The sequence below is a fragment of the Nocardia sp. CDC159 genome (assembly GCF_023740735.1).
GTDB classification, from domain to species: Bacteria; Actinomycetota; Actinomycetes; order Mycobacteriales; family Mycobacteriaceae; genus Nocardia; species Nocardia pulmonis.
In genome coordinates this window covers 161,376-180,056 of sequence record NZ_JAMRXH010000008.1, presented here as the reverse complement: position 1 = coordinate 180,056, position 18,681 = coordinate 161,376, and the positions used below count along the sequence as shown (strand labels likewise).

The 18,681-nt window shown below is 68.4% G+C and carries 17 protein-coding genes; 15 read left to right on the top strand and 2 right to left on the bottom strand.

Features of this window, described 5'->3' with window-relative positions; genetic code table 11:
• The first annotated feature begins 150 nt into the window (after positions 1-150).
• From NDR87_RS19680 to NDR87_RS19625, 12 genes are all read left to right on the top strand, one after another.
• Positions 151-1,776 (top strand): hypothetical protein, encoded by a 1,626-nt coding sequence (locus tag NDR87_RS19680; RefSeq protein WP_251914400.1) that lies wholly within the window; start codon positions 151-153, stop codon positions 1,774-1,776.
• Between the two features lie 10 nt (positions 1,777-1,786).
• Positions 1,787-3,691, top strand: a complete 1,905-nt coding sequence (locus NDR87_RS19675) for a WXG100 family type VII secretion target (RefSeq protein ID WP_251914401.1) — start codon at positions 1,787-1,789, stop codon at positions 3,689-3,691.
• A complete protein-coding gene (locus tag NDR87_RS19670; RefSeq protein ID WP_251914402.1) occupies positions 3,688-4,473 on the top strand; it encodes an ESX secretion-associated protein EspG in 786 nt (261 codons plus the stop codon). Before NDR87_RS19675 ends, NDR87_RS19670 begins: the two co-directional genes overlap by 4 nt.
• A gap of 54 nt (positions 4,474-4,527) precedes the next feature.
• Positions 4,528-4,872, top strand: coding sequence for a hypothetical protein (locus NDR87_RS19665; protein WP_251914403.1), 345 nt, complete (start codon positions 4,528-4,530; stop codon positions 4,870-4,872).
• A gap of 16 nt (positions 4,873-4,888) precedes the next feature.
• Entirely contained in the window at positions 4,889-5,191 is a 303-nt protein-coding gene (locus NDR87_RS19660; protein WP_251914404.1) for a YbaB/EbfC family nucleoid-associated protein, read from the top strand.
• Between the two features lie 116 nt (positions 5,192-5,307).
• Entirely contained in the window at positions 5,308-5,625 is a 318-nt protein-coding gene (locus tag NDR87_RS19655) for a type VII secretion target (protein WP_251914405.1), read from the top strand.
• Positions 5,622-7,001 carry a hypothetical protein gene (locus NDR87_RS19650; RefSeq protein WP_251914406.1) on the top strand — a complete coding sequence of 460 codons (1,380 nt, stop codon included), beginning with the start codon at positions 5,622-5,624 and terminating at the stop codon, positions 6,999-7,001. The genes NDR87_RS19655 and NDR87_RS19650 overlap by 4 nt, the downstream gene beginning before the upstream one ends.
• Positions 7,002-7,037: 36 nt before the next feature.
• A complete protein-coding gene (locus NDR87_RS19645; protein ID WP_251914407.1) occupies positions 7,038-7,370 on the top strand; it encodes a PE domain-containing protein in 333 nt (110 codons plus the stop codon).
• 14 nt (positions 7,371-7,384) lie between these two features.
• Positions 7,385-8,389, top strand: coding sequence for a PPE domain-containing protein (locus tag NDR87_RS19640; RefSeq protein ID WP_251914408.1), 1,005 nt, complete (start codon positions 7,385-7,387; stop codon positions 8,387-8,389).
• Complete coding sequence (locus tag NDR87_RS19635) at positions 8,389-9,204, top strand: ESX secretion-associated protein EspG (RefSeq protein WP_251914409.1); 816 nt, start codon at positions 8,389-8,391, stop codon at positions 9,202-9,204. Before NDR87_RS19640 ends, NDR87_RS19635 begins: the two co-directional genes overlap by 1 nt.
• Before the next feature lie 81 nt (positions 9,205-9,285).
• The gene (locus tag NDR87_RS19630; protein WP_251914410.1) at positions 9,286-9,618 is read left to right on the top strand and encodes a WXG100 family type VII secretion target; all 333 of its coding nucleotides are present in this window, start codon (positions 9,286-9,288) and stop codon (positions 9,616-9,618) included.
• 44 nt (positions 9,619-9,662) lie between these two features.
• A complete protein-coding gene (locus NDR87_RS19625; protein ID WP_251914411.1) occupies positions 9,663-9,965 on the top strand; it encodes a WXG100 family type VII secretion target in 303 nt (100 codons plus the stop codon).
• A 145-nt stretch (positions 9,966-10,110) separates the two neighbouring features.
• Here NDR87_RS19625 and eccE read toward each other — a convergent pair whose 3' ends face one another.
• Positions 10,111-11,931 (bottom strand): type VII secretion protein EccE, encoded by a 1,821-nt coding sequence (gene eccE / locus NDR87_RS19620; RefSeq protein WP_251914412.1) that lies wholly within the window; start codon positions 11,929-11,931, stop codon positions 10,111-10,113.
• A 219-nt stretch (positions 11,932-12,150) separates the two neighbouring features.
• Between eccE and eccB the strand changes: the two genes are divergently transcribed.
• The gene (eccB, locus tag NDR87_RS19615; protein WP_251914413.1) at positions 12,151-13,647 is read left to right on the top strand and encodes a type VII secretion protein EccB; all 1,497 of its coding nucleotides are present in this window, start codon (positions 12,151-12,153) and stop codon (positions 13,645-13,647) included.
• 76 nt (positions 13,648-13,723) lie between these two features.
• Here eccB and eccA read toward each other — a convergent pair whose 3' ends face one another.
• Complete coding sequence (eccA, locus tag NDR87_RS19610) at positions 13,724-15,550, bottom strand: type VII secretion AAA-ATPase EccA (RefSeq protein ID WP_251914414.1); 1,827 nt, start codon at positions 15,548-15,550, stop codon at positions 13,724-13,726.
• A gap of 212 nt (positions 15,551-15,762) precedes the next feature.
• On the opposite strand from eccA, the gene eccD reads away from it, so the two are divergent.
• Together eccD and mycP are read left to right on the top strand one after the other, a co-directional pair.
• A complete protein-coding gene (gene eccD / locus NDR87_RS19605; RefSeq protein ID WP_251914415.1) occupies positions 15,763-17,238 on the top strand; it encodes a type VII secretion integral membrane protein EccD in 1,476 nt (491 codons plus the stop codon).
• Complete coding sequence (gene mycP / locus NDR87_RS19600) at positions 17,235-18,677, top strand: type VII secretion-associated serine protease mycosin (RefSeq protein WP_251914416.1); 1,443 nt, start codon at positions 17,235-17,237, stop codon at positions 18,675-18,677. Before eccD ends, mycP begins: the two co-directional genes overlap by 4 nt.
• The last annotated feature ends 4 nt before the right edge of the window (positions 18,678-18,681 follow it).

The window sequence follows — 18,681 nt, the reverse complement described above, 5'->3', positions numbered from 1 at the left end:
GCCATGGCAACGTATCTCGGTCGCCGCACCGTCGGCCCGTTCCGATCACCCCGACACTGCCGTCTGGCGTGAAAAATGCCCGCACGGCAATATGGCCCCATAACTGTGTGTATCGCGCGCTCGCCGTAGCGATGAGGAAGGTCTAACCGCATGAAGGATCCGCAGCAGGACAAGCCGTCGGGAGCCGAAGAGGCGCCGGACGTCACCTTCCGGATGGGTGGCTCCGACCCGGTGGACGCCTCCGACGCGGCGCCGCCGGGCGCCGCCGCGGCATTCGACGGACCGGTCACCGATGCCACGGACGCGTCCGGCGGTGACGCGGACGAGTCCGCTGCGGCCCCCACCGAAACCCCCTCGGCCGAGCAGTCGATCGAGGCGCAGGCGACCGAACTCACCCACCAGATCGCCCGCGAACTCGCGGTCGCCGGTCCGGAGGGCTGGCAGCGCCTGGAGGCGGTCTTCTCCGTCACCGTTGCCGGTGGCGTGATGTACGTCCTCTACTTCGACGAGTCCGGACGGGTCGCCCGCAACGATCCCCCCGACGACGTGGTGGAGCTGGTGCGGCTGCAACGCGAGGTGTCCGCGCAACTCGGCGACGGCCCCTGGTGGCGGCTGGCCCTTCGGCTCGATGTCACCGGTCAGCTGGAGGCCGATTACGACTACGGCGACGAGCCCTTCCCGGACGATCAGCTGTTGGTGCCCGAGGCGTACCAGGCGGACCTGCAGGTATATCCGCGAAACCGGTTGCCGGTGTGGCTGGCCGCCTACATCGGCCACGACAATCGGCAGTGGCGCTCACCGCAGCAGGCGGCGCAACAGTCCCGGACCGATCGCGAAGCGAACATCGGCCCGGTGCGGTCGGAAGACGATTTTCCGGTGCTGCCGGTGCTGTGGGCCCGATGGGCGACGATCGCGGCGGCCTTCGTCGCGGTCGGATCCGAATGGGGCCCGCGCATCCTGCCCGCGCTGGGGGTGTTCGAGGGCGCCTCGCGCAGCGGTTCCACCCTGTACGTCCTGCCCGGCGGGCGGGCCGTACTGTCGGGCGGCGTCTGGAACGCCCCGGAGCTCGAGGCCGCGTACAACGACGGAGCGCCGATGCCGGATCTTTATGCGGGAGCCCCGGATTGGGTTGCCAACCAGGTGCTGAACCCGCGCGCGGCACGAGGGATGCTGTCCTTCTGCTACTGGTGGGACCACGGCAGCTGGTATCGCGGCGACTCCCCGACCTCGGACCGGATCAGCGCCGCGGTCCCCGGGGTGTGGACGGCCGACACCGTGATCGATGTCGTATGCGGTGTGATCAGTTCCGATCCGACCGACGAGCAGCGGTCGGCAGCGGCGAATCTGGTAGCTGCGGCCGAGGCCGGTGTGGTCACCCGCAACACGCTCACGGCGGTGTTCACCGATCCCGCCGACGACATCGATGGGGCGCTGTACCAGCTGTCACTCGCCGGCCTGGTGACAACGGTTCCCGAGCCGATCGCGGAGGAACACGCGATAACCCTGGTGCGCGAGCACATTCGCGGCCTCGGCATCGACGACTCCCGCTATCCGCTGGACGAACTCGTCGCCGAACGCCTCAGTGTCGGCTGGATGGTGTTCGTCCCGACCCGGCCGGGTGAGATCGCTGTCGGCCGGGCCATCTTCTACATCGCCGACGACGGAGTGATCGAACAGTCCTCCTCGTCGGTCGCGCCGTCCGTCTATGCCGAGGGTTTCGAACAACGTTTCCACCAGCGCCAGACGAGTGCGGCCGCCGATTTTCCGATTCAGTGAGGGGTGAGCAATGGCCGACGAACCATGGCGAGATCTGCGGAATCGCGCCCTGAACGGCTCGTACCGAATTCGGGTTCCCGAAGGGATCATCCAATCGGCGGCCACCTATGTGGGCGATGCCATCACCGTCATCGATACCGCGGCCTCGGACAAGAACCGATCCGGATCCTACGGGTCCATGACAAATTTCACCGCGGGAACCGATCGGGGGCAGGCCGGCCTCTTCTTCGGCAATCTGCCCTCCGGCAGGTTGCTGGCCAACGCCTACACCGATATTGCCGCGAAATTGCTCAACGAGATCATTCCCGCTTACAAGAAGGCGCTCGCGGATATGGGGGAGGCGCTCGTCGCGGGCGGCAGGGTGATGGCGAACGCCGATGGTAGTGCGGCGGACAAGTTCAACAGGATAAAGAGGGACAGCGCTGGTACGACCACCATGCAGGACAAGATCCGGCAGGTGGAGCGCAATCGCCGCTACTTGGAAACCGAGGGTGTGTACCGAGGGCAGTGGCGAGACGACAACGGCCGGCTCCCGGACTGGGCGAACAACGCCGACCGCAAGCGGCCATTGCAGTTGGAGCCCAGATTCAAGCCGGGGGACAAAGGCACCACAACGGTCAAGATCAGCCCCGAACCACCGGATTACCTCGACTATGCTCGGGCGCTCAGCCTGGGTCAGTCGTTGTCCGGAAAGCCGGTCTTCCTGGCGGAGATGGGTAATGCCTGGCTGCGCATGGCCTCCGGTATACAAACCGCATTCAGCGATTTGGACAACAACATCGAATCGCTGAAGAAGCTCGGTTGGGAGGGCCAAGGCGCGGACGCGGCGACGGGCGCGATCAATCGGTTGTCCGGCCACGGTCGGCAATTGGCTCAGACCATGAACACGATCGGGAACAATCTCGTGAACGGTTCGGGGTGGACGGCCGTGGTGGTGTACAACATGCCCACCAAGGACAAGCCCACCCCCGAAGAAGAGAACGCGTGGACCCGGCAGGCCAACGACGCCTTCAACAACTGGTACCTGCCCGGCGTCGGCATCTCGGGCGTCATTCCCGACCTCGTGCCGCCCACGGGAATTCAGGGAGTCAGCGGCGATCCCGGTGACCGCGGCGGCGGCAAGGACACCGGCGGGGGTGGCAAGGACGGGTCCGGCTCGGGCAGTGGCAGTGGCGGGGGCGGCGGCGGTGGCGGCGGCGCCGGGAAGGGCCAGCCGCGCAAGGAGTTCAGCCCCGATCAGAAGCGGCTCGAGGAACAAGCCCGTAAGGAGAAGGAACGGCTGGAGCGGGAGGCTCGCGAACGCGACGCCGAGAACCGCAAACGCCTCGAGGACTATTACAAACGTCAGGAGGAGGCGCAGAAGCAGGCGGAGCGGCGTGCTCAGCAGCAGGCCGCCCAGCAAGCCACCCAGCAGGCGATGCAGCAGGCGCAGCAGGCGCTGCAGCAGGGCCTGCAGGCCGCCCAGCAGGCGGCGCAGCAGGGCCTGCAGGAGGCTCAGAAGGGGTTGGCCGCGGGCATGCCGCCGCTGTCGTCCCTGGCCGGGCTGGCCGAATCCGCGCGCGATGCCGCCAAGAGCGGCAAGGGTGGTGGCGGCGCCGGCGGCGGCGGTGCGGGCAAAGGCGGTGGTGGCGCAGGCGCCGCCGGCGGACCGCAGAGCGTGTTGCAGGCATCGCGATTGTTTCCGCGGGCGTCGGTCACCGGCGCCGCGGAGACCGCCGTGGGAACCGGCCGTGCCGGAATCGCCGCGGGCGGCGCACCGATGGGCGCGCCCGGTATGGGGCCCGCCGGGGCCGGTGCCGGTGCGGGTCAGGGCGCCAAGGAGCGCAAGCGAGCCGAATTCCTCGACTCCACAGAGCATCTGGACGAGGCGCTCGGCACCCCACCGGTCGTGGCCAAACCAGTCGTCGAGAAATGAGCCGCAGCTGGAAGTTCTCCGGGTTCGACTTCTACGTCCTCTGGCAGGACGCCACCGGGGATCGACTGCCGTGGCCGTTCTTCTACACCAATCGCATGGACACCATCGACGAGTTCGAGAAGATGCGGCTGGAGGCGCGGGAACGCCTGCGACGGGAACTGGATCCGTATTTCGGCGAAGTACTGGCGGCGTTCGCGCAGCCCGACATCTGGATCGCCGTCAACGGCTGGGACGGCCGGAAACCGCGCGAGCCCAAGGGCCTCGTCCGGATTCGTGCTGCCCGGCGTGGTGATCGAGGCTGGCTGATCATTCAGGAAACGGGTGGAACATACTGGGACGCCAGCGGTTTCACGGTCACCGAGGGCGGTGCCGTGGCCCTGGCGGACGATCTGGTCGCCGCGCTGCCCGCGGCCGGCCCGGGGAAAGGGAACGATCTCATCCTGCCGGAGCGGGGCGGCACCGACGAATTGGACTTCTCGGTCGGTCGGTCCGCGGTGCACGACTCGTTCGACGAGACGGTGACCGATCGGGCACAGCGGTTCCTCGATACCGTCCCGGTGTGCACGGGGAGCATCGATATCGAGCAGGGGCGTTCGATCTTCGGTCCGCGCGGTCTCACCCGGCATCGGTTGACGTGGCGGGATCTGGAGGGCGACGGGCGTTATGTGATCGATGATCAGCATCCCCCGGTGGCCCGCCCGTCCGACGACAAGCGGATGATCTCCTTGATCAACGGCCGAATCGCGGAGATCATTCGCGCGATCAAGGACGAACGGAGGTGATCGCGTGCCGAGTACGCTGACGGGGACGCGCGGAGCACACGGACGGGGGATCGGATGAACAACGACAAGCCGAGCGGACCGGTCGAATGGACCGCCACCTCCCGCAGCGGCACCATCACGGTGCGCACCACGGACCAGGGCCTGCCCCTTGGCATTTCGGTTGAACCTGCCGAGTTGCGGCGCAATCCCCGGGAGCTGGCGGCCGAGATCGTTCGGCTGTGCCGGCAGGCGGCCAATCGGGCCGCGCTGGCGCGTCGAACGGAATTCGAGGCTGCCGGTGTCGATCCGGAGGCGCTCCGGATGATGGGCCTGCCCACCCGCGAAGAGGTGGCCCGGCAGGAGCAGTTGGAGGAAGACGAATACGAGACCGAGCCGCAGAGCTGGCTGCGGTCGGTGTAGGAAGGAACCGAGCGTCGTGTTCGAGACGATGGACGAACTGGAAGCCAGTGTGCGGCAACGGCTGAACCGGATGCTCGACCTCAACGATCGGATGACCGGCATCCGCGCCCGGGAGAGCTCACCGGACGACATGGTGATCGCCGAAGTCGACGGCAACGGCGCGTTATTGGATCTCGAACTCTCCGAGTCGATTTCGCGGTTGTCTCCGGCCGAATTCGAAAGCGCGCTCGTTGCGGCGGCAATGGCCGCCGCCCGTGCGGCCTTCACCACTCGTGCGGATATGATCAACGAGTTCAACGAGGAGATCAAGGGAGCGTAATTTTACAATCACCCAGGCGCTGCCCAGGGTTCCTGGGGGTCCCGAGCCGTAGCGCGCTGTCGGTGGGTCTGCTTACGATGAGATCGAATCAATTGTCTTACTGAGCGGGGTTTCCGATGGACGTTGTAGCTGCTACGCCGGACGCGATTCGTCGGTACGGAGACGCTTCGGCCGCGATGGCCGCCACCACTGCCACCGTCGGCGCCGTCGACCAGGCCGCCACCATGGCCGCCGCGGTGCCGGTCTTCGGACTGATCGGTCAGGACTTCCTGCTGTCGTTCGCCTACGCGCAGGCCAACCATCTAGCGTCCGTAAGTGAACTGGCCGCGGTGCACGCGGGCACGGCCGTGACCGCCTACGAGGGTGCGGCCACCTACGAGACGACCGACGCGGGCTCCGCCGCGAAGGTCGGCAAGGTCGGCGACTCGCTATGACGGCACCCGTGGATCCGACCGTGCTGGATCTGCTGCGAGGCAGTGCGCTCGCCCCGATGCTCGACCAGCCGGTTGGCCAGATTCTGAGCAATTTGGGTTTGCCGCAGTTGCCGAATGTGCCGCCCGCTCCACCGCTTCCGGACATGCCGCCGCTGCCCGTGATAGACCTGGCCGCCCTGGCCAAACCGCTCACGGATATGGCGGCCGCGTTCGGAACCGGCCAATTCCCCGGTGGCTCGGCGCCCGCGGCCGCGCCGGCGCCCGGCGAGCCGAAGCCGACGGGCGCACCCGGTGCACCCCAGAACGCCCCGCCCCCACCGCCCGCCGATCCCACCCAGATGCTGCAGGCGGTCACCACCGGAATGCAGAGCGTCATGCAGCTCGGCATGTCGGCGCTGCAGGCGGCGATGGCGCTCTGGCAGGGCATGGCCGCTCAGCAGGCCGCCGCGAAACAGGCCGAGGCACAGCAGAACGCGGGTCAGCTCGCGGGCCAGAGCACCGAGCAACACGGGATCCTCACCAGTGCGGCCGGCTCGGTCGCGACCGGCGGTGCGTTGATGACGGCCGTCATCGGGAAGTACACGACCACGGTCGCCATGACAGCGCCGTTCCTGGGGACCCCGCCCGGGCAGGGCTTCCTGCTGGCGTCCACGATCGAAAGCATTCTCGAGGCGCTCGGAATCGTGGCCAAGACGCGCGGCGAGATGACCATCCACTCGGCGAACATGACCAAGGCGGGCACCAAGGTCAAGATCACCAAGCCGCCCACCGGTGTGAACGCCGCCCAGAATCTGCAGCAGCTGATGCAGCTGATCCAACCCCTGGCCACCATGGCGCAGAGCGGTGTGCAGTCCGCGTCGCAATTGGCCGCCGCCAACAAGTCGCTGCTCGCACCGCAGCCGGTCGACGCGGCCGAACGCGATCGCACGGCCGTGGCGAGCAAGCTCAGCGGCGCAGCGCGCGGCGGTGGTGGCGGTGGTGGCGGCGGCATCGGCGGCGGTGTGGGCGGCGCGGTCGGCGCTGCCCCCGCACCCCTGAGCCCGTGGGCCGGTACCCGGGTCGCCGGGGGTGTCGGAAGTCTGCCGGGCGCAACGGGTTTGGGCGCGGGATCGGTCGGCGGCGGGTCGGTCGCGGCATCGCCGGCCCCGATGGCCTCCACTGCCGGTGCCGGCATGATGCCGCTGGGCGCGGCCGGTGCGGCGGCGGCCGGAGCGCGCGCGACCGGCGATAACGATGCGGACCAACATGCCGATTTCCTGGTAACCGGACGCAACGGCGACGAGGTCGTCGGTCCGATCGAAGGGGTCTCGGTACCGGTGGTCGGTGTGGGCGGACAAACGCCGGAACCGCCACCCGACAAGGAATTGACGCTGTAGCGGGTTGCGGAAATACGACTCGAGAGAGAGGTTGTCATGGTCGAGACGGTGAACTTCGCGGGCCTGAGCTTCGACCCGGCCGCGGCTACCGATGCGGCCGCTCGTCTGGATGCGCTCGCGCAGCGGTTGGAGGATGACCTGCGAGCGGACGAGCCGGCGCTCACCGTCCCCGCCGCGGGCGTGGACGAGGTGTCGGTGCGTGCCGCGGAGACGATGAACGGTGTGGCCGGCTCGTTCTCCGAAACCGCCAACGCCGGCATCCTCGAACTGCGGAAGCTCGCCGCGTCGCTGCGCGCCCAGGTGAGCTATTTCGGTCGAGTGGAAAACGACAGCGCCGCCGGCCTCGGCGGCGCTGCCCGATCGGCCTGAACCGAGGTGCCACGATGATCGAGCCCCCGAAACCCGGTTTCACCGGGGTGATTTGGGAGGCCCGCGAGGCAGGTCGGCTGGCGCAGGATCTGACCACCGGCCCGGGGCCGGTGCCCATGGCCGAGGCGGGCCTGGCCTGGGCGCGCCTGGCCGTCGGCTTCGGCGCCGCCGCGATCGAGTACGAGCAGATCATCGCCACCCTGCGCGGCGCCTGGCAGTCCTCGGCCAGTGAGTCCGTGCACCAACAGGTTGCGAAGCTGCGGGATTGGCTGGCCGACGCCGCGGTCGCCGCCGGCAGCAATGCCGCCAAGGCCGAGGCGCAGGCTGCCGCCTACGAGTTGGCCCGGTTGACCATGCCCAACGCGGCCCATATCGCGGCCATCGAGGCCGTGCAGCGATCCATCGAGCAGATCGGTGCCGCGATGGGTGCGCCGATCAAGGCGGTGGCCGCGGCCACCGATACCGAGGCCGATGCCGCCAAGGCCACCGCGTCCCGGGTGATGCGCGTCTACGAGGCGGCGACCGAGCCGCTGGCCACCCCCTGGGCGCACACCGAGCCACCGGTGCTCACCGCCGGCGCCTCGCTCGAGGCCGAGCGTGGCGGTACGCCGCTGCCGCAACCGCCGACCGCGACGGTGCCGACCGGAATGCCCGCCATGCCTGCCGGTTTCGGCATGGGGCCCACTCCCGTGGCCCCGGTCAAGACCGAATACCGCGCTCCTGTCTACGCGCAATCCGGCCAAGCGTCGGAAGTCCGGGTGCCGCAGCAGATTACGGTGCCGGTGGGCGAGCCCGCGACGCCGATGCCGGCCGCCGTACCACCCGGCGCCGCGGCGGCAGCGGCAGCGCAGACCGACGAGGAACATCGGGCCGGACTGGTGGCAGAGGGGGCCGACGTGATCGGCCTCGAGGGCGGAATCGTCAGCGCTCCGGCGGTTTTGGGCGCGCCGCCGGAGACGGCGGCGCCCGCCGCGGCACCGGAGGCCGGACGGGCGATCCCCGACCGAGGGGAGTCGTGATGGCCACTCTGACCAACGAGGGGTTGTTCGCGGTGGCCGAACGGCTGCGGGTGCAGACGCTGCCCTTGGTCCTCGCGGTCGCGCCGCGGCACGACTCCTTCTCGGAGTGGGCGCGAGCGCAGGAGGCCGCGGTCGCGCAGCTGACCGAGTCCGGGGTGTTCGACTCCTATGGTGAGGTGGAGCCCGACCTCGCGCTGGCCATGTACGCACTGGCTCAACCGGACCGGGAACTGGTGGCGCGGATCTTCGTGCGTCCCAAGGACTCCGAGGAGGGAGCGACCCGCTCGGTCCGGGTATGCCTGGTGCGCCGCGGTGAACAGCATGCCGTCGCGGTGCGGACCGACGACACCTTCGTCATTCAGCCCATCTGGTGCGACGGCTCCGGGACGGCGCTGGCACGCCCAATGCTGGCCGCGCTGGGAACGTGTGCGCCGGCCGAAGTCGAGAGCTGCACCGCGCTCGCGGACGAACTGAGCCGGCGGCTGGACGCGGCCACCACCACCGGCGACTACGCCGACGCCCTCTACGCCCTCGGCGTGTCCGGCCGGGACGCCACCACGTTGGGCCTGGCCTTCGAATCCTGTTACGCCTATGCCGAAATCGTGGCCTACGCGCACGGCGATGGCATTGCCACCAGATCGCCCGGGGCGGTCGCGGTGTACGACACCGGCCGCGGCCGGCTCGTCGCTGCCCCCGGGATCGCTCCGGACCAGCGGATCTGGTCCACGGTCACACCGGGCACGGATCACCGGATCGCCCAGGCGATCTCGGCGCTGATCGAAACTCTGCCCGGGGAGAGGTGGCTGCAACCGTAGGACAACACCGCGATCCGTTCCCCACAACCGGTGAGATCGCATCGATCTCGATGAAACATTCATGATGAAAGGGATAAGAAGATGACAAGCGCTGTTGGAGTAAATACTGGCGGTATTGACGGCGTCGTCAAGGAGATGGAGTCCGCGATCAACAACCTCCGGGCTTCCGTGAATGCGGTTGACGCCGCTGCCGACGAGGTGCGAGCCGGCTGGAAGGGCCAGGCCAACGACACGTTCATGCAGGTGTCGAAGAGTTGGAGCGACGAGGCCGAGCGCTTGAACAAGAAGCTCGACGAGCTGCAGGCGGCTGTGGACCAGGGCAAGAACACCCTCGTGAACATGGACCAGGGGAGCTTCAACGGTAATTCCGTCGCAGCTGCCAGCGGCCCCCGCAGCACCAACCTCCCCATGTGATTGTCCGGACCATTCGCACATCACCAACTGAAAGGAATTGAAATATGCCTACCGAAGAGATCAAGTATGATCCGGGCGCGATGGACCGGCTGTTCGACGAGCTGAAGAACAACGGAAGCAAGATTCAGGGCGAGATCGACGCGCTGCAGACGGCCGCGAACAATTTCCTGAACAACCTGGAGGGCGAGAAGGCCCAGACCGCGTTCACGGCTGCTCACAAGAATGTGAACGAAGAACTGGGCGACACCCTCACCACGCTGGACCGATTGGCCGCCGAGGTGGAGAACGCCAAGCATCTGGCGCTCGAGGCCGATGGCAAGGTTGGCGACGGTTTCGCCGCTTTCTGAGTCCGCTCGAACGACGACGGCCGGTTGGAGGCTTTCTCCGACCGGCCGTCGCTTTTGTTCGGATAACTCAACCGATGTGGACGCCAGGGCACTCGAGAATCATCGGTTGCCTCGCGTATACGTCATTCGCGACCGGCCCGCCCGACTACCGACTGGCAGCCAGCGACTCGCCGATGTAACGCATCTCGTCCGGCGTGGTGACCATGTGCACGGTCGCGCTGGCCGCCGGCGTCCGCACCGTGATCAGATTCGGCGACGACGGATCCTGCACCAGTGTGACGTCGGCGTCGAACGGGCCGGCGGTCTCGTGCGGGTCGTGCACGTAGATGATCGTCGCCCCACCCGCGAGCGAGGTCGGGGCGATGCCGTCGAATACGACCACCGTGGTCGGGGGATAGGGCGCGCCGGGCTGCACGACCGGTGTCGGCGGATGATGGCTGGCGCCGGCCGAGCGTGGCGCCAGCGACAGCGCATGGGGCGCGGCCACACCCCCGACCATGCTGTGCCATGCCTCGGGTCGGACGGTGTGCACCACCGTGTGGGCGCCCAGCGCGACCGCTCGCAGCACCACCTGCTGCGCAAGATCGAGTGCGCCGATGACCTCCAGGTGGCGGGTGCCCTCACCGATCAGCGGCACCGCGATGCCCTGTCCGCTCAGATCGGCGCCGATCAGCTGACCGCAGCCCGCCGTGGGGATGGTGATGTCGGCCAGCGCGTCGAGCAGGCCGCGGTGTTCGTCGGCCTGGCCCTGGCTCGGCGTGCCGATCGGCAGGGTGTCCAGCAACGCGCGCAGCTGTTGTCCCGGCAGTGGCCGCAGGCCCGCGACCGGTGGTTCCTCGGCGTCGGCGAGGGTGTCGAAGCGGGCCACGGCGGTGAGGGCGATCGCAGGCGACCGGTCGTCGCGCCCGCCTGGGCGCGGCGGGACCGGTCGCAACCGCAGCGTGATCGCGGTCGCCAGGCTCGGTGTCGCCCACAGTTCGGCGAAGCCGCGAGGGGTGAGCAGCTCCTTGCCGATCGAGTAACTGGTCAGATGTAATCCGTCGTCCTGCACCGAGTTCGGCGTCTCGGTGATCCGGTCCAACGCGATTCCGCTGGTGATCTGCCGTACCGCACTGTTGATTTCGCCCGCGGTGAGCACCGAGACCGTGATGTCACGCGCGGCAAGTCGATTGGCGACTCGGCGGGTGGCGATGATGGCCGTGCGCAGCGCGCCGGCGCCACCGCCGCCGCGGTTGTCCACGGCCTCGGCATTGGCGAGCGGATCCAGCCGCAACACGAGCCAGACCGTGCGGCGGGCGATGGCGGGCAACGGTCCGAGGATGCGGTCGTAGAGCTGGGCCACCGCCCCGTTGCTCGCGGTCCGCGCCCCTATGCTGACGATGTCTATCGAGGCGAGGGTGATATCGAATTGCGTGAGACAGCGCGCGATTTCGGTGAGCGGGAGCATCCGCTCCGTACCCAGCGAGCCGGGGCGCAGGAAGGTCATCGTGTCCGGTGGCGGCTCGATCCGGAGCACGGTGATCACCCGGTCGCCGTCCCAGCGCACGCCGTAACTGCCGCCCTCCGGCAGCGGCACGTCGAACGGCTCCGATCCCTCGGTGATCGAACTCTGCCGCATCCGGTACCACCGGAAAGCCAGTGCGCCGGCGACCATTCCGGCACAGGACCGCGGCGCCTTGCGTCGCACCGGAGCCAGCCCGAGCACGAGCACCACCGCGCCGATGGCGGCGACAGCGGCGATGGGCAGATCGAAGACCAATGCCACCCAGGTCGCCACGGCGGCCAGCAGCGCCACGGGCACCACGAGGTGCAGGGGAAAGTCGCGGAAGAGCCAGAAATCCTGATCGCTCAGCGCCGGCCGCGACCGCAGCGCCCGGTGTCCGTTCTCGCCGGGCGGGGGCGGCTGTGCGCCGGAATTCGAAGAACCGGATAGCGGACCGGTATAGACGATCGCTTCTTCGACCATGTCACCGGTCTTTCACAGTGTTGTTCACGATAGTTTGCCCTGCAAGGTCGAACGCGCCGTTTCCACATGCCGGTTCGCGCAGTGGTTGACCGGCTCGCAAATACGTTACCCGTTTCCGGCGCGGGTGGCGGCATGGCTCGGCTTCCGCATAGGCTTTTCCCGCAGACGGCGGTTGCGCCCGCGAGTCGCGACAAAGATCTACCGTTCGAGGGAGTTCCGGTGCCGGCACAGTTGACCACCCGTCAGCAGGTCAATGGATACCGCTTTCTGCTACGTCGACTCGATCATGCCCTGGTGCGCCGGGATGTGCGGATGCTGCACGATCCGATGCGCTCGCAGACCCGCTCGCTGGTCGTCGGCGCCATCCTTGGACTACTGGTGGTGGCAGGCGCCGCGATCCTGGCATTCCTGCGGCCCCAGGGCGCCATCGGAGACGCCAAAATCGTCATGGGTAAAGACAGCGGCGCGCTCTATGTGGTGGTCGCCGACAAGGCCGGCAACACCACTCTGCATCCGGTGCTGAATCTGGCCTCCGCCCGGCTGATCAGCGGCAGCAGTGAGGGCCCGAAGTCGGTGAAGGACAACAAACTCGGTTCGATGCCGCGCGGTCCGATGCTCGGCATTCCAGGCGCGCCGGCCGCGCTGCCGGGCTCCGGGCAGGGGAAGCGATCGGACTGGACGCTGTGTGAGGCGGTGAAGTTGTCGGCGACCGGTCGCCTCACCCCGGGGGCGGGCACCACGACCACCATCGCGAGCGGGCGACCGGCGCTGAGCGAGCGAATTCGCGTCGCCGGCCCCGGCGAGGCGGTCCTCGTGCGTCACGCCGACAAGACCTATCTGATCTACGAAGGCAAGCGTGCGGAGGTGGATGCCGGCAACTCCGTCGTAGCTCGGACCCTGGGTCTGGCCACCCATCCGCCCCGTCCGGCCGGGACCGCGCTGCTCGATGCCGCGACCGCGGTCCCGCCGCTGACCCCGCCCGCGATCGCGCAGGCGGGCAGTCCCGGTCCCGGACGGCTGTCGAATGTTCCGGTCGGCGGCGTGATCTCGGTGGACGGCCTCGGACAGCCCGACCTCTATGTGGTGCTGGCCGACGGTGTGCAGCGCATAGCTCCGTTCACCGCCCAGTTGATCCGCAATGCCGATTCCCAGGGGATGAGCGAGATCAAGAGCGTTCCACCGGACGCGCTCGACGGGGTGCGGGTGGTCGAGCATCTGCAGGTCGAGCACTTCCCGACGCAGATCCCGAAGATCATCTCCGGCGAGGATGCCCCCGTGGCCTGCGTGACGTGGGGGAAGAACGTCGGTGCCCCGGCAAAGAAGGAGACGCTCGCCGATGATCCGGCCGACCGGGCTGTGGTGTCGCTGCTGGTGGGATCGCGGCTGCCCATTCCGGAATCGGCGAAACCAGTGGAATTGGCCACCGCGACCGGCGACGGCAACCACGTCGACAACGTCTATGTCCGGCCGTCGACGGGGGAGTTCGTTCAGACCACGGGCATGGACCCGAGCAGCGTGCGGCGCGACGGCCTGTTCTACATCGGCGACAACGGAATCCGCTACGGCATACCGGATGTGGCGACCGCGCAGATACTCGGGCTGAAGGAAGCCCCGCGGCTCGCGCCCTGGGCGATCGTCGGCCAGTTGGTTCCCGGACCCACCCTCTCGCCGGACGCCGCCCTGGTCAGCTACGACACGCTGCCCCAAACCCGCTGACGGGAGAGGGTTCTCGTCGCCGCGCCGACCGGGGGGCTCCGGAGGCGAATCCGCCGGACCGGCGGTGCCGCCCGACTCAGCCGGCGAGGCCGAGCGACGACAGCACGCTGTCGAGGGCGGTGCGCATATCAGGCGCCTCGATGCGCATCAGCACCGATTCGTCGATCTGGGTGAGATCCAATTCCGGGTCGTTGGCGAGCCGGAACTCCCGCTCCTCCTCGGCGGCCTCGATGACGTTGCGCACGAATCGACCGTTACCCGCCAGATCGACGCCGCGTCTGGGCTGGCCGCTCTGGTCGACGCTTTCCAGGGCGTACAGCCGCGTGCACGCCTCGACCAGGAGTTCCTGAGCCTCCGACGAGAGTTCGGAATCCCGGGATTCGGCGATGATGTGACCGATCTGGCCGAGTTCTTGCGGTGTGTAGGACGGGAACTGGAGGCGTTTGGCGAACCGTGAGGCCAGGCCGTCGTTGGCGGCCAGCAGGCGATCGATCTCGCCGTCGTAGCCGGCGATGATCACCACCAGGCGATCGCGATCGTTCTCCATGCGGGCAAGCAGGGTGTCGACGGCCTCCCGGCCGAAGGCGTCACCACCGGACAATCCGGTCTGGATCAGCGTGTACGCCTCGTCGATGAACAGCACGCCATCGATGGCGCTGTCGATCAGCTTGTCGGTCTTGATGGCGGTGCTGCCCAGGTGCTCACCGACGAAGTCCATGCGCTTGGCCTCGACGACCTTGTCGGTCTTGAGCAGGCCGACGCCGCAGTAGATCTTGGCGACGATGCGGGCGATGGTCGTCTTGCCGGTTCCCGGCGGGCCGGTGAAGGCCAGGTGCTGGCCGCGAGGCGCGCTCGCGAGCCCCTTCTCGGCCCGGATCTTCGCCAGCATCGCCGACGACTGCAGCTTGGCCACCTGGGTTTTCACCGAGGCCAGACCGATCTGTCGATCCAGGTGGGCACGGGCCTCGTCGAGAATGCGCTTGGCCCGATCCTGGGTCTCGACCTGCTCCAGCTGCTCCAGGGTCGGCGCCGAGTCCGGATCCCAGCGATTGGTTCGCGACTCGATCACCTCCTTGGAGGTGACCGTGATCCGGTAGGTCCGATCGCGCATCGCCTCGGTGTTGGCCTTGAAGTCCGGCGTCTGCGAGTAGACCTTTTCGAACAGCGACTGCGCTTCCTCCTCGTTGCCCATCTCGCGCAGGCACAGACCACGGCAGAACATGGCCGTCGTCCGCGCCGCCGGAATCGGACCCTGCTCGGCCTGTTCCATCCGGCGGATCGCCTCGCCGAACAGTCCTACCTGGGCACATGCCGAGCCGACCATCACGTGGGCGCCGGCGGCCATGTAGGGGTCGTCCCACTCGGACGACCCGGCCAGCACGGTCATGACGTCGGGCCAGCGCTGCGTCGTGTAATGCAGCACGCCGCGCACATAGGCCGCGATTCGGTTGTCGGCCACTGTCTCCGCGGTGGCGGACCGGGTCCGCAGATATTCGGCCAGCTTGTCCAGCACCCGCTCGGCCTCGTCGAATTGCTTGTCGGCGATCAGCTGCGCGGCCTGGGCGGCGCAGATCTCGGTGTAGTTGGCCAGCGGGTAATCGATGTACAGGCCGGTGTTGAAGCGGGCGGACAGCTCCCGAGGCTGCAACCCGAGCCGGCGTTGCTCCCGATACAGCGTCGAATCGCTGGTCTTGTAGAGGTTGAAGAGCACCTCCTGGGTGACCTCACCCGCCGCCGCCCGGCCGAGCCAGGCGTCACACATCGTGGGATCCCATTCGGTGGCCCGTTGGAATGCCAGCTTGGCGTAGTCGAGATCGCGCGCGGACTCCTGTCCGTCGATGGTGAGACCCAGCGACAGGACTCCGGCGTCGAAGGCGCGCTGTGCTTGGCGGTTGCCGGTCATTGCTGTCGATCCCCGAATTTTTCTGTTGTCGAAGCTTTGTGGTCCATCTGCCGACCAGCCTACCGATAGCGCAGGTCCGGGCAGTCCGATACAGTAGTTTTCGCGGCCGGATGGTGGCAACGTAAGATTATCGACGGGGTGAAAGTGGTTCTGCCGAAACGGAGATCGTTCAACGAACAGCTGTTCCCCGAGCCTCCGGAGTTGTCGAAGAATTGACCACATCAGCCATCGGCGGCCGTGCCGCCGTCGAACCCGAACTGTGCCGCGTTTCGGTCATCGGCGGTAATACGCAGCTCGATATCGGACTGCCGGCGTCGGTGCCGATCGCGTCCTTCATCGGTGAGCTGGTCGAGCTCATCGAATCGCGAAACCCTGATCCCACGGAGAGCGACGAAGACGCCGCACCGCTGCAATCGCAGCACTGGACATTGGCCCGGCTGGGCCGCGAACCGATCCCGCCGCATCGCACGCTGACCGAAGCCGAGGTATACGACGGTGAACTGCTGGTTCTGAGGTCGGTGACGGCCAAGGAATCGCCCGCGCTGTTCGACGACGTCATCGACGCGGTGTCGCGGCTGACCGCGGACTCGTTCCGCGGCTGGTCCCCCTCCGCGGCCCGCTGGACCGGCCTGCTGGCCGGGGCGGCGGCGGTCCTGGTCGCCATGCTGTTGCTGGCCATGAGCCGGTCGGAGGGCGACGGACTGGTGCCACCGTTCCTCGCCACGGGCACGGGTATCGCGGCAATGGTCGCCGCGGCCATCGCCGCGCGGAAGTACGCCGATTCGCTCTCGGGCACCTGGCTTTCGGTGTCGGCACTGCTCCTGTTGTTCACCGGGGCGATGCTGTTCGCGCCGGGTCCGCTCGGCAGTCCGCATCTGCTGCTGGGATTTTCGGTCCTGCTGGCCGCCGCGGCGGTCGGTTACCGTGCCACCGGGGTGGGAGCCACCCTGTTCTCCCTCACCATCACCGTGTCCGTCTTCGGCGCGATCGCGGCGGCGGTGCGGATGATCTGGGATCCGGCCCTGCCCAAGATCGCCGGCGGACTGCTGGTCGGCGCGCTCGTACTGATCTCGGTCGTGCCCAGGTTGTCGGCCGGGCTGGCTCGTCTGCCGGTGCCGCCGGTACCAACGGCGGGTGCGGCGATCGACCCCGCCGACCACGAACCGCGGCCGACCATCGAGGGCATCGGCGCGATCGGCGCCACCGCGCTGCCGTCGGCTGTCGGCCTGGGGCGTCGGGCCGAGGCCGCCAACCGGTATCAATCCGGCATCCTCGCCGGCAGCACGGTGGCGGCGGTCGTGGGTGCGCTGGGTGCGGCCGACCCGTTGGGCGCCCCGCGCTGGCCGGGCATCGCCCTCGCGGTCGTGACGGCGATAATCCTGTCCCTGCGGGGCCGCTCGTTCGCCGATCTCACCCAGGCGGGCACGCTCATCGTGGGTGGGGCGGTCGCCTTCGGCGGGCTGCTGGTCGGATTGGCGCTCGGGGACTCCCGATACGCCGTGCTCGCGGCGGCCGTATTGCTGGTGCTCGCCGCGGCCGTCGTCTTCTTCGGCGTGGTGGGGCCGCATATCGAGATCACCCCGGTGCAGCGCCGAGCCGGGGAGATCTTCGAGTATCTGCTGATCGTTCTCGTGATCCCGTTGGTGTTGTGGATCATGGGTATCTACTCGATGGCTCGCAACCTATGACCGAGCCGGGGGGCGGCGGGCGCGGCATCCGGTCCCACGGACTCGGTGGCGCGTGGAGCGCAGTCGTCTGCGCCGCAGCTGTTCTCGGTGCGGCGCTGCTCGGAATCCCGGCAGTGGCGGGTGCGGTCGCACCACCGACGGTGGATCCGGGTGCGCTGGGGCCGGCGCTGGCGCTGAGCGGTCGGCCGGCCCCGCTCGAGCCGACCGAACAGCGCCGCATCTGTGCCGAACCGACGCTCGTCGGCTCGCCGCCGCAGGAGCCGCCGATCGCGCAGCGCGTGCTGGATCTGCCGGCCGCCTGGCAGTTCAGCCGGGGCGCGGGGCAGAAGGTCGCCGTCATCGACACCGGGGTGAACCCCCATCCGAGGCTGCCCGCACTGCAACCGGGTGGCGACTATGTCTCCGATACCGACGGCACCGCCGATTGCGACGGGCACGGCACGGTCGTCGCCGGTATCATCGCGGCCCGGCCCAGCCCCGATGATGCGTTCGTCGGTGTCGCCCCGGAGGCCGAGATCCTGACCATTCGCCAGCTGAGCCTCGCCTACGAGCGCAAGGATCGCAACAACGACCAGGTCCCGGGCGCGATCGTCGACTCCGGCTACGGCAATGTGCTCACCCTGGCCGCCGCGGTGGTCCGCGCGACCGACATGGGGGCCAGTGTCATCAACATCTCCGAGGTCGCGTGCTCGTTCGCAGGTTCCGACACCGCCGATGCCACCCTCGGCGCTGCCGTGCGGTACGCCTTCGAGCGTAATGTGGTCGTCGTGGTCGCGGCGGGGAACCTGCAGTCCGACGGTGCGTGCAAGACGCAGAACGAGACGCCGGGTTGGGCTGGGGTGCAGACCATCTCGAGTCCCGCATGGTTCGACAAGTACGTCCTGTCGGTCGCCTCGATCGATCCGAACGGTGTTCCTTCCGAGCTGACGCTCCGCGGGCCGTGGATCGGTGTGGCGGCCGTGGGGCGGCAGATCGTGTCGCTCGACAGCAAGCGCGGCGGGACCGGATTGGTCAACGGGGTGCAGACCACCGACGGCATCCGGCCCATCGAGGGCACCAGCTTCGCCGCTCCGTACGTGGCCGGGCTGGCGGCATTGATCCGGGCGCGATTCCCCGAGCTGAGCGCCGGGCAGGTCATCGACCGGATCGTCCGCACCGCCCACGCACCCGGCGCCGGACACGACGACGCCGTCGGGCACGGCATGATCGATCCGCTGGCCGCCCTGACCGCGCGGCTGCCCGAGCGGCCGGTGTCCGCCGACGCGGACAAGCCCCGTCCCATCGCGGCTCCGTACGTGCCGCCGCCACCGGACCCGCGGCCGCGCCGCTACGCCGTCATCGGGTCCATCACCTGCCTGGCCGCGCTGGGAATCGGTATGGCCGTCGCGATTCCGTTCCGCCGCAAACGCGACGACGTCGAGTTCTACAACGAGCCGTAGCTAC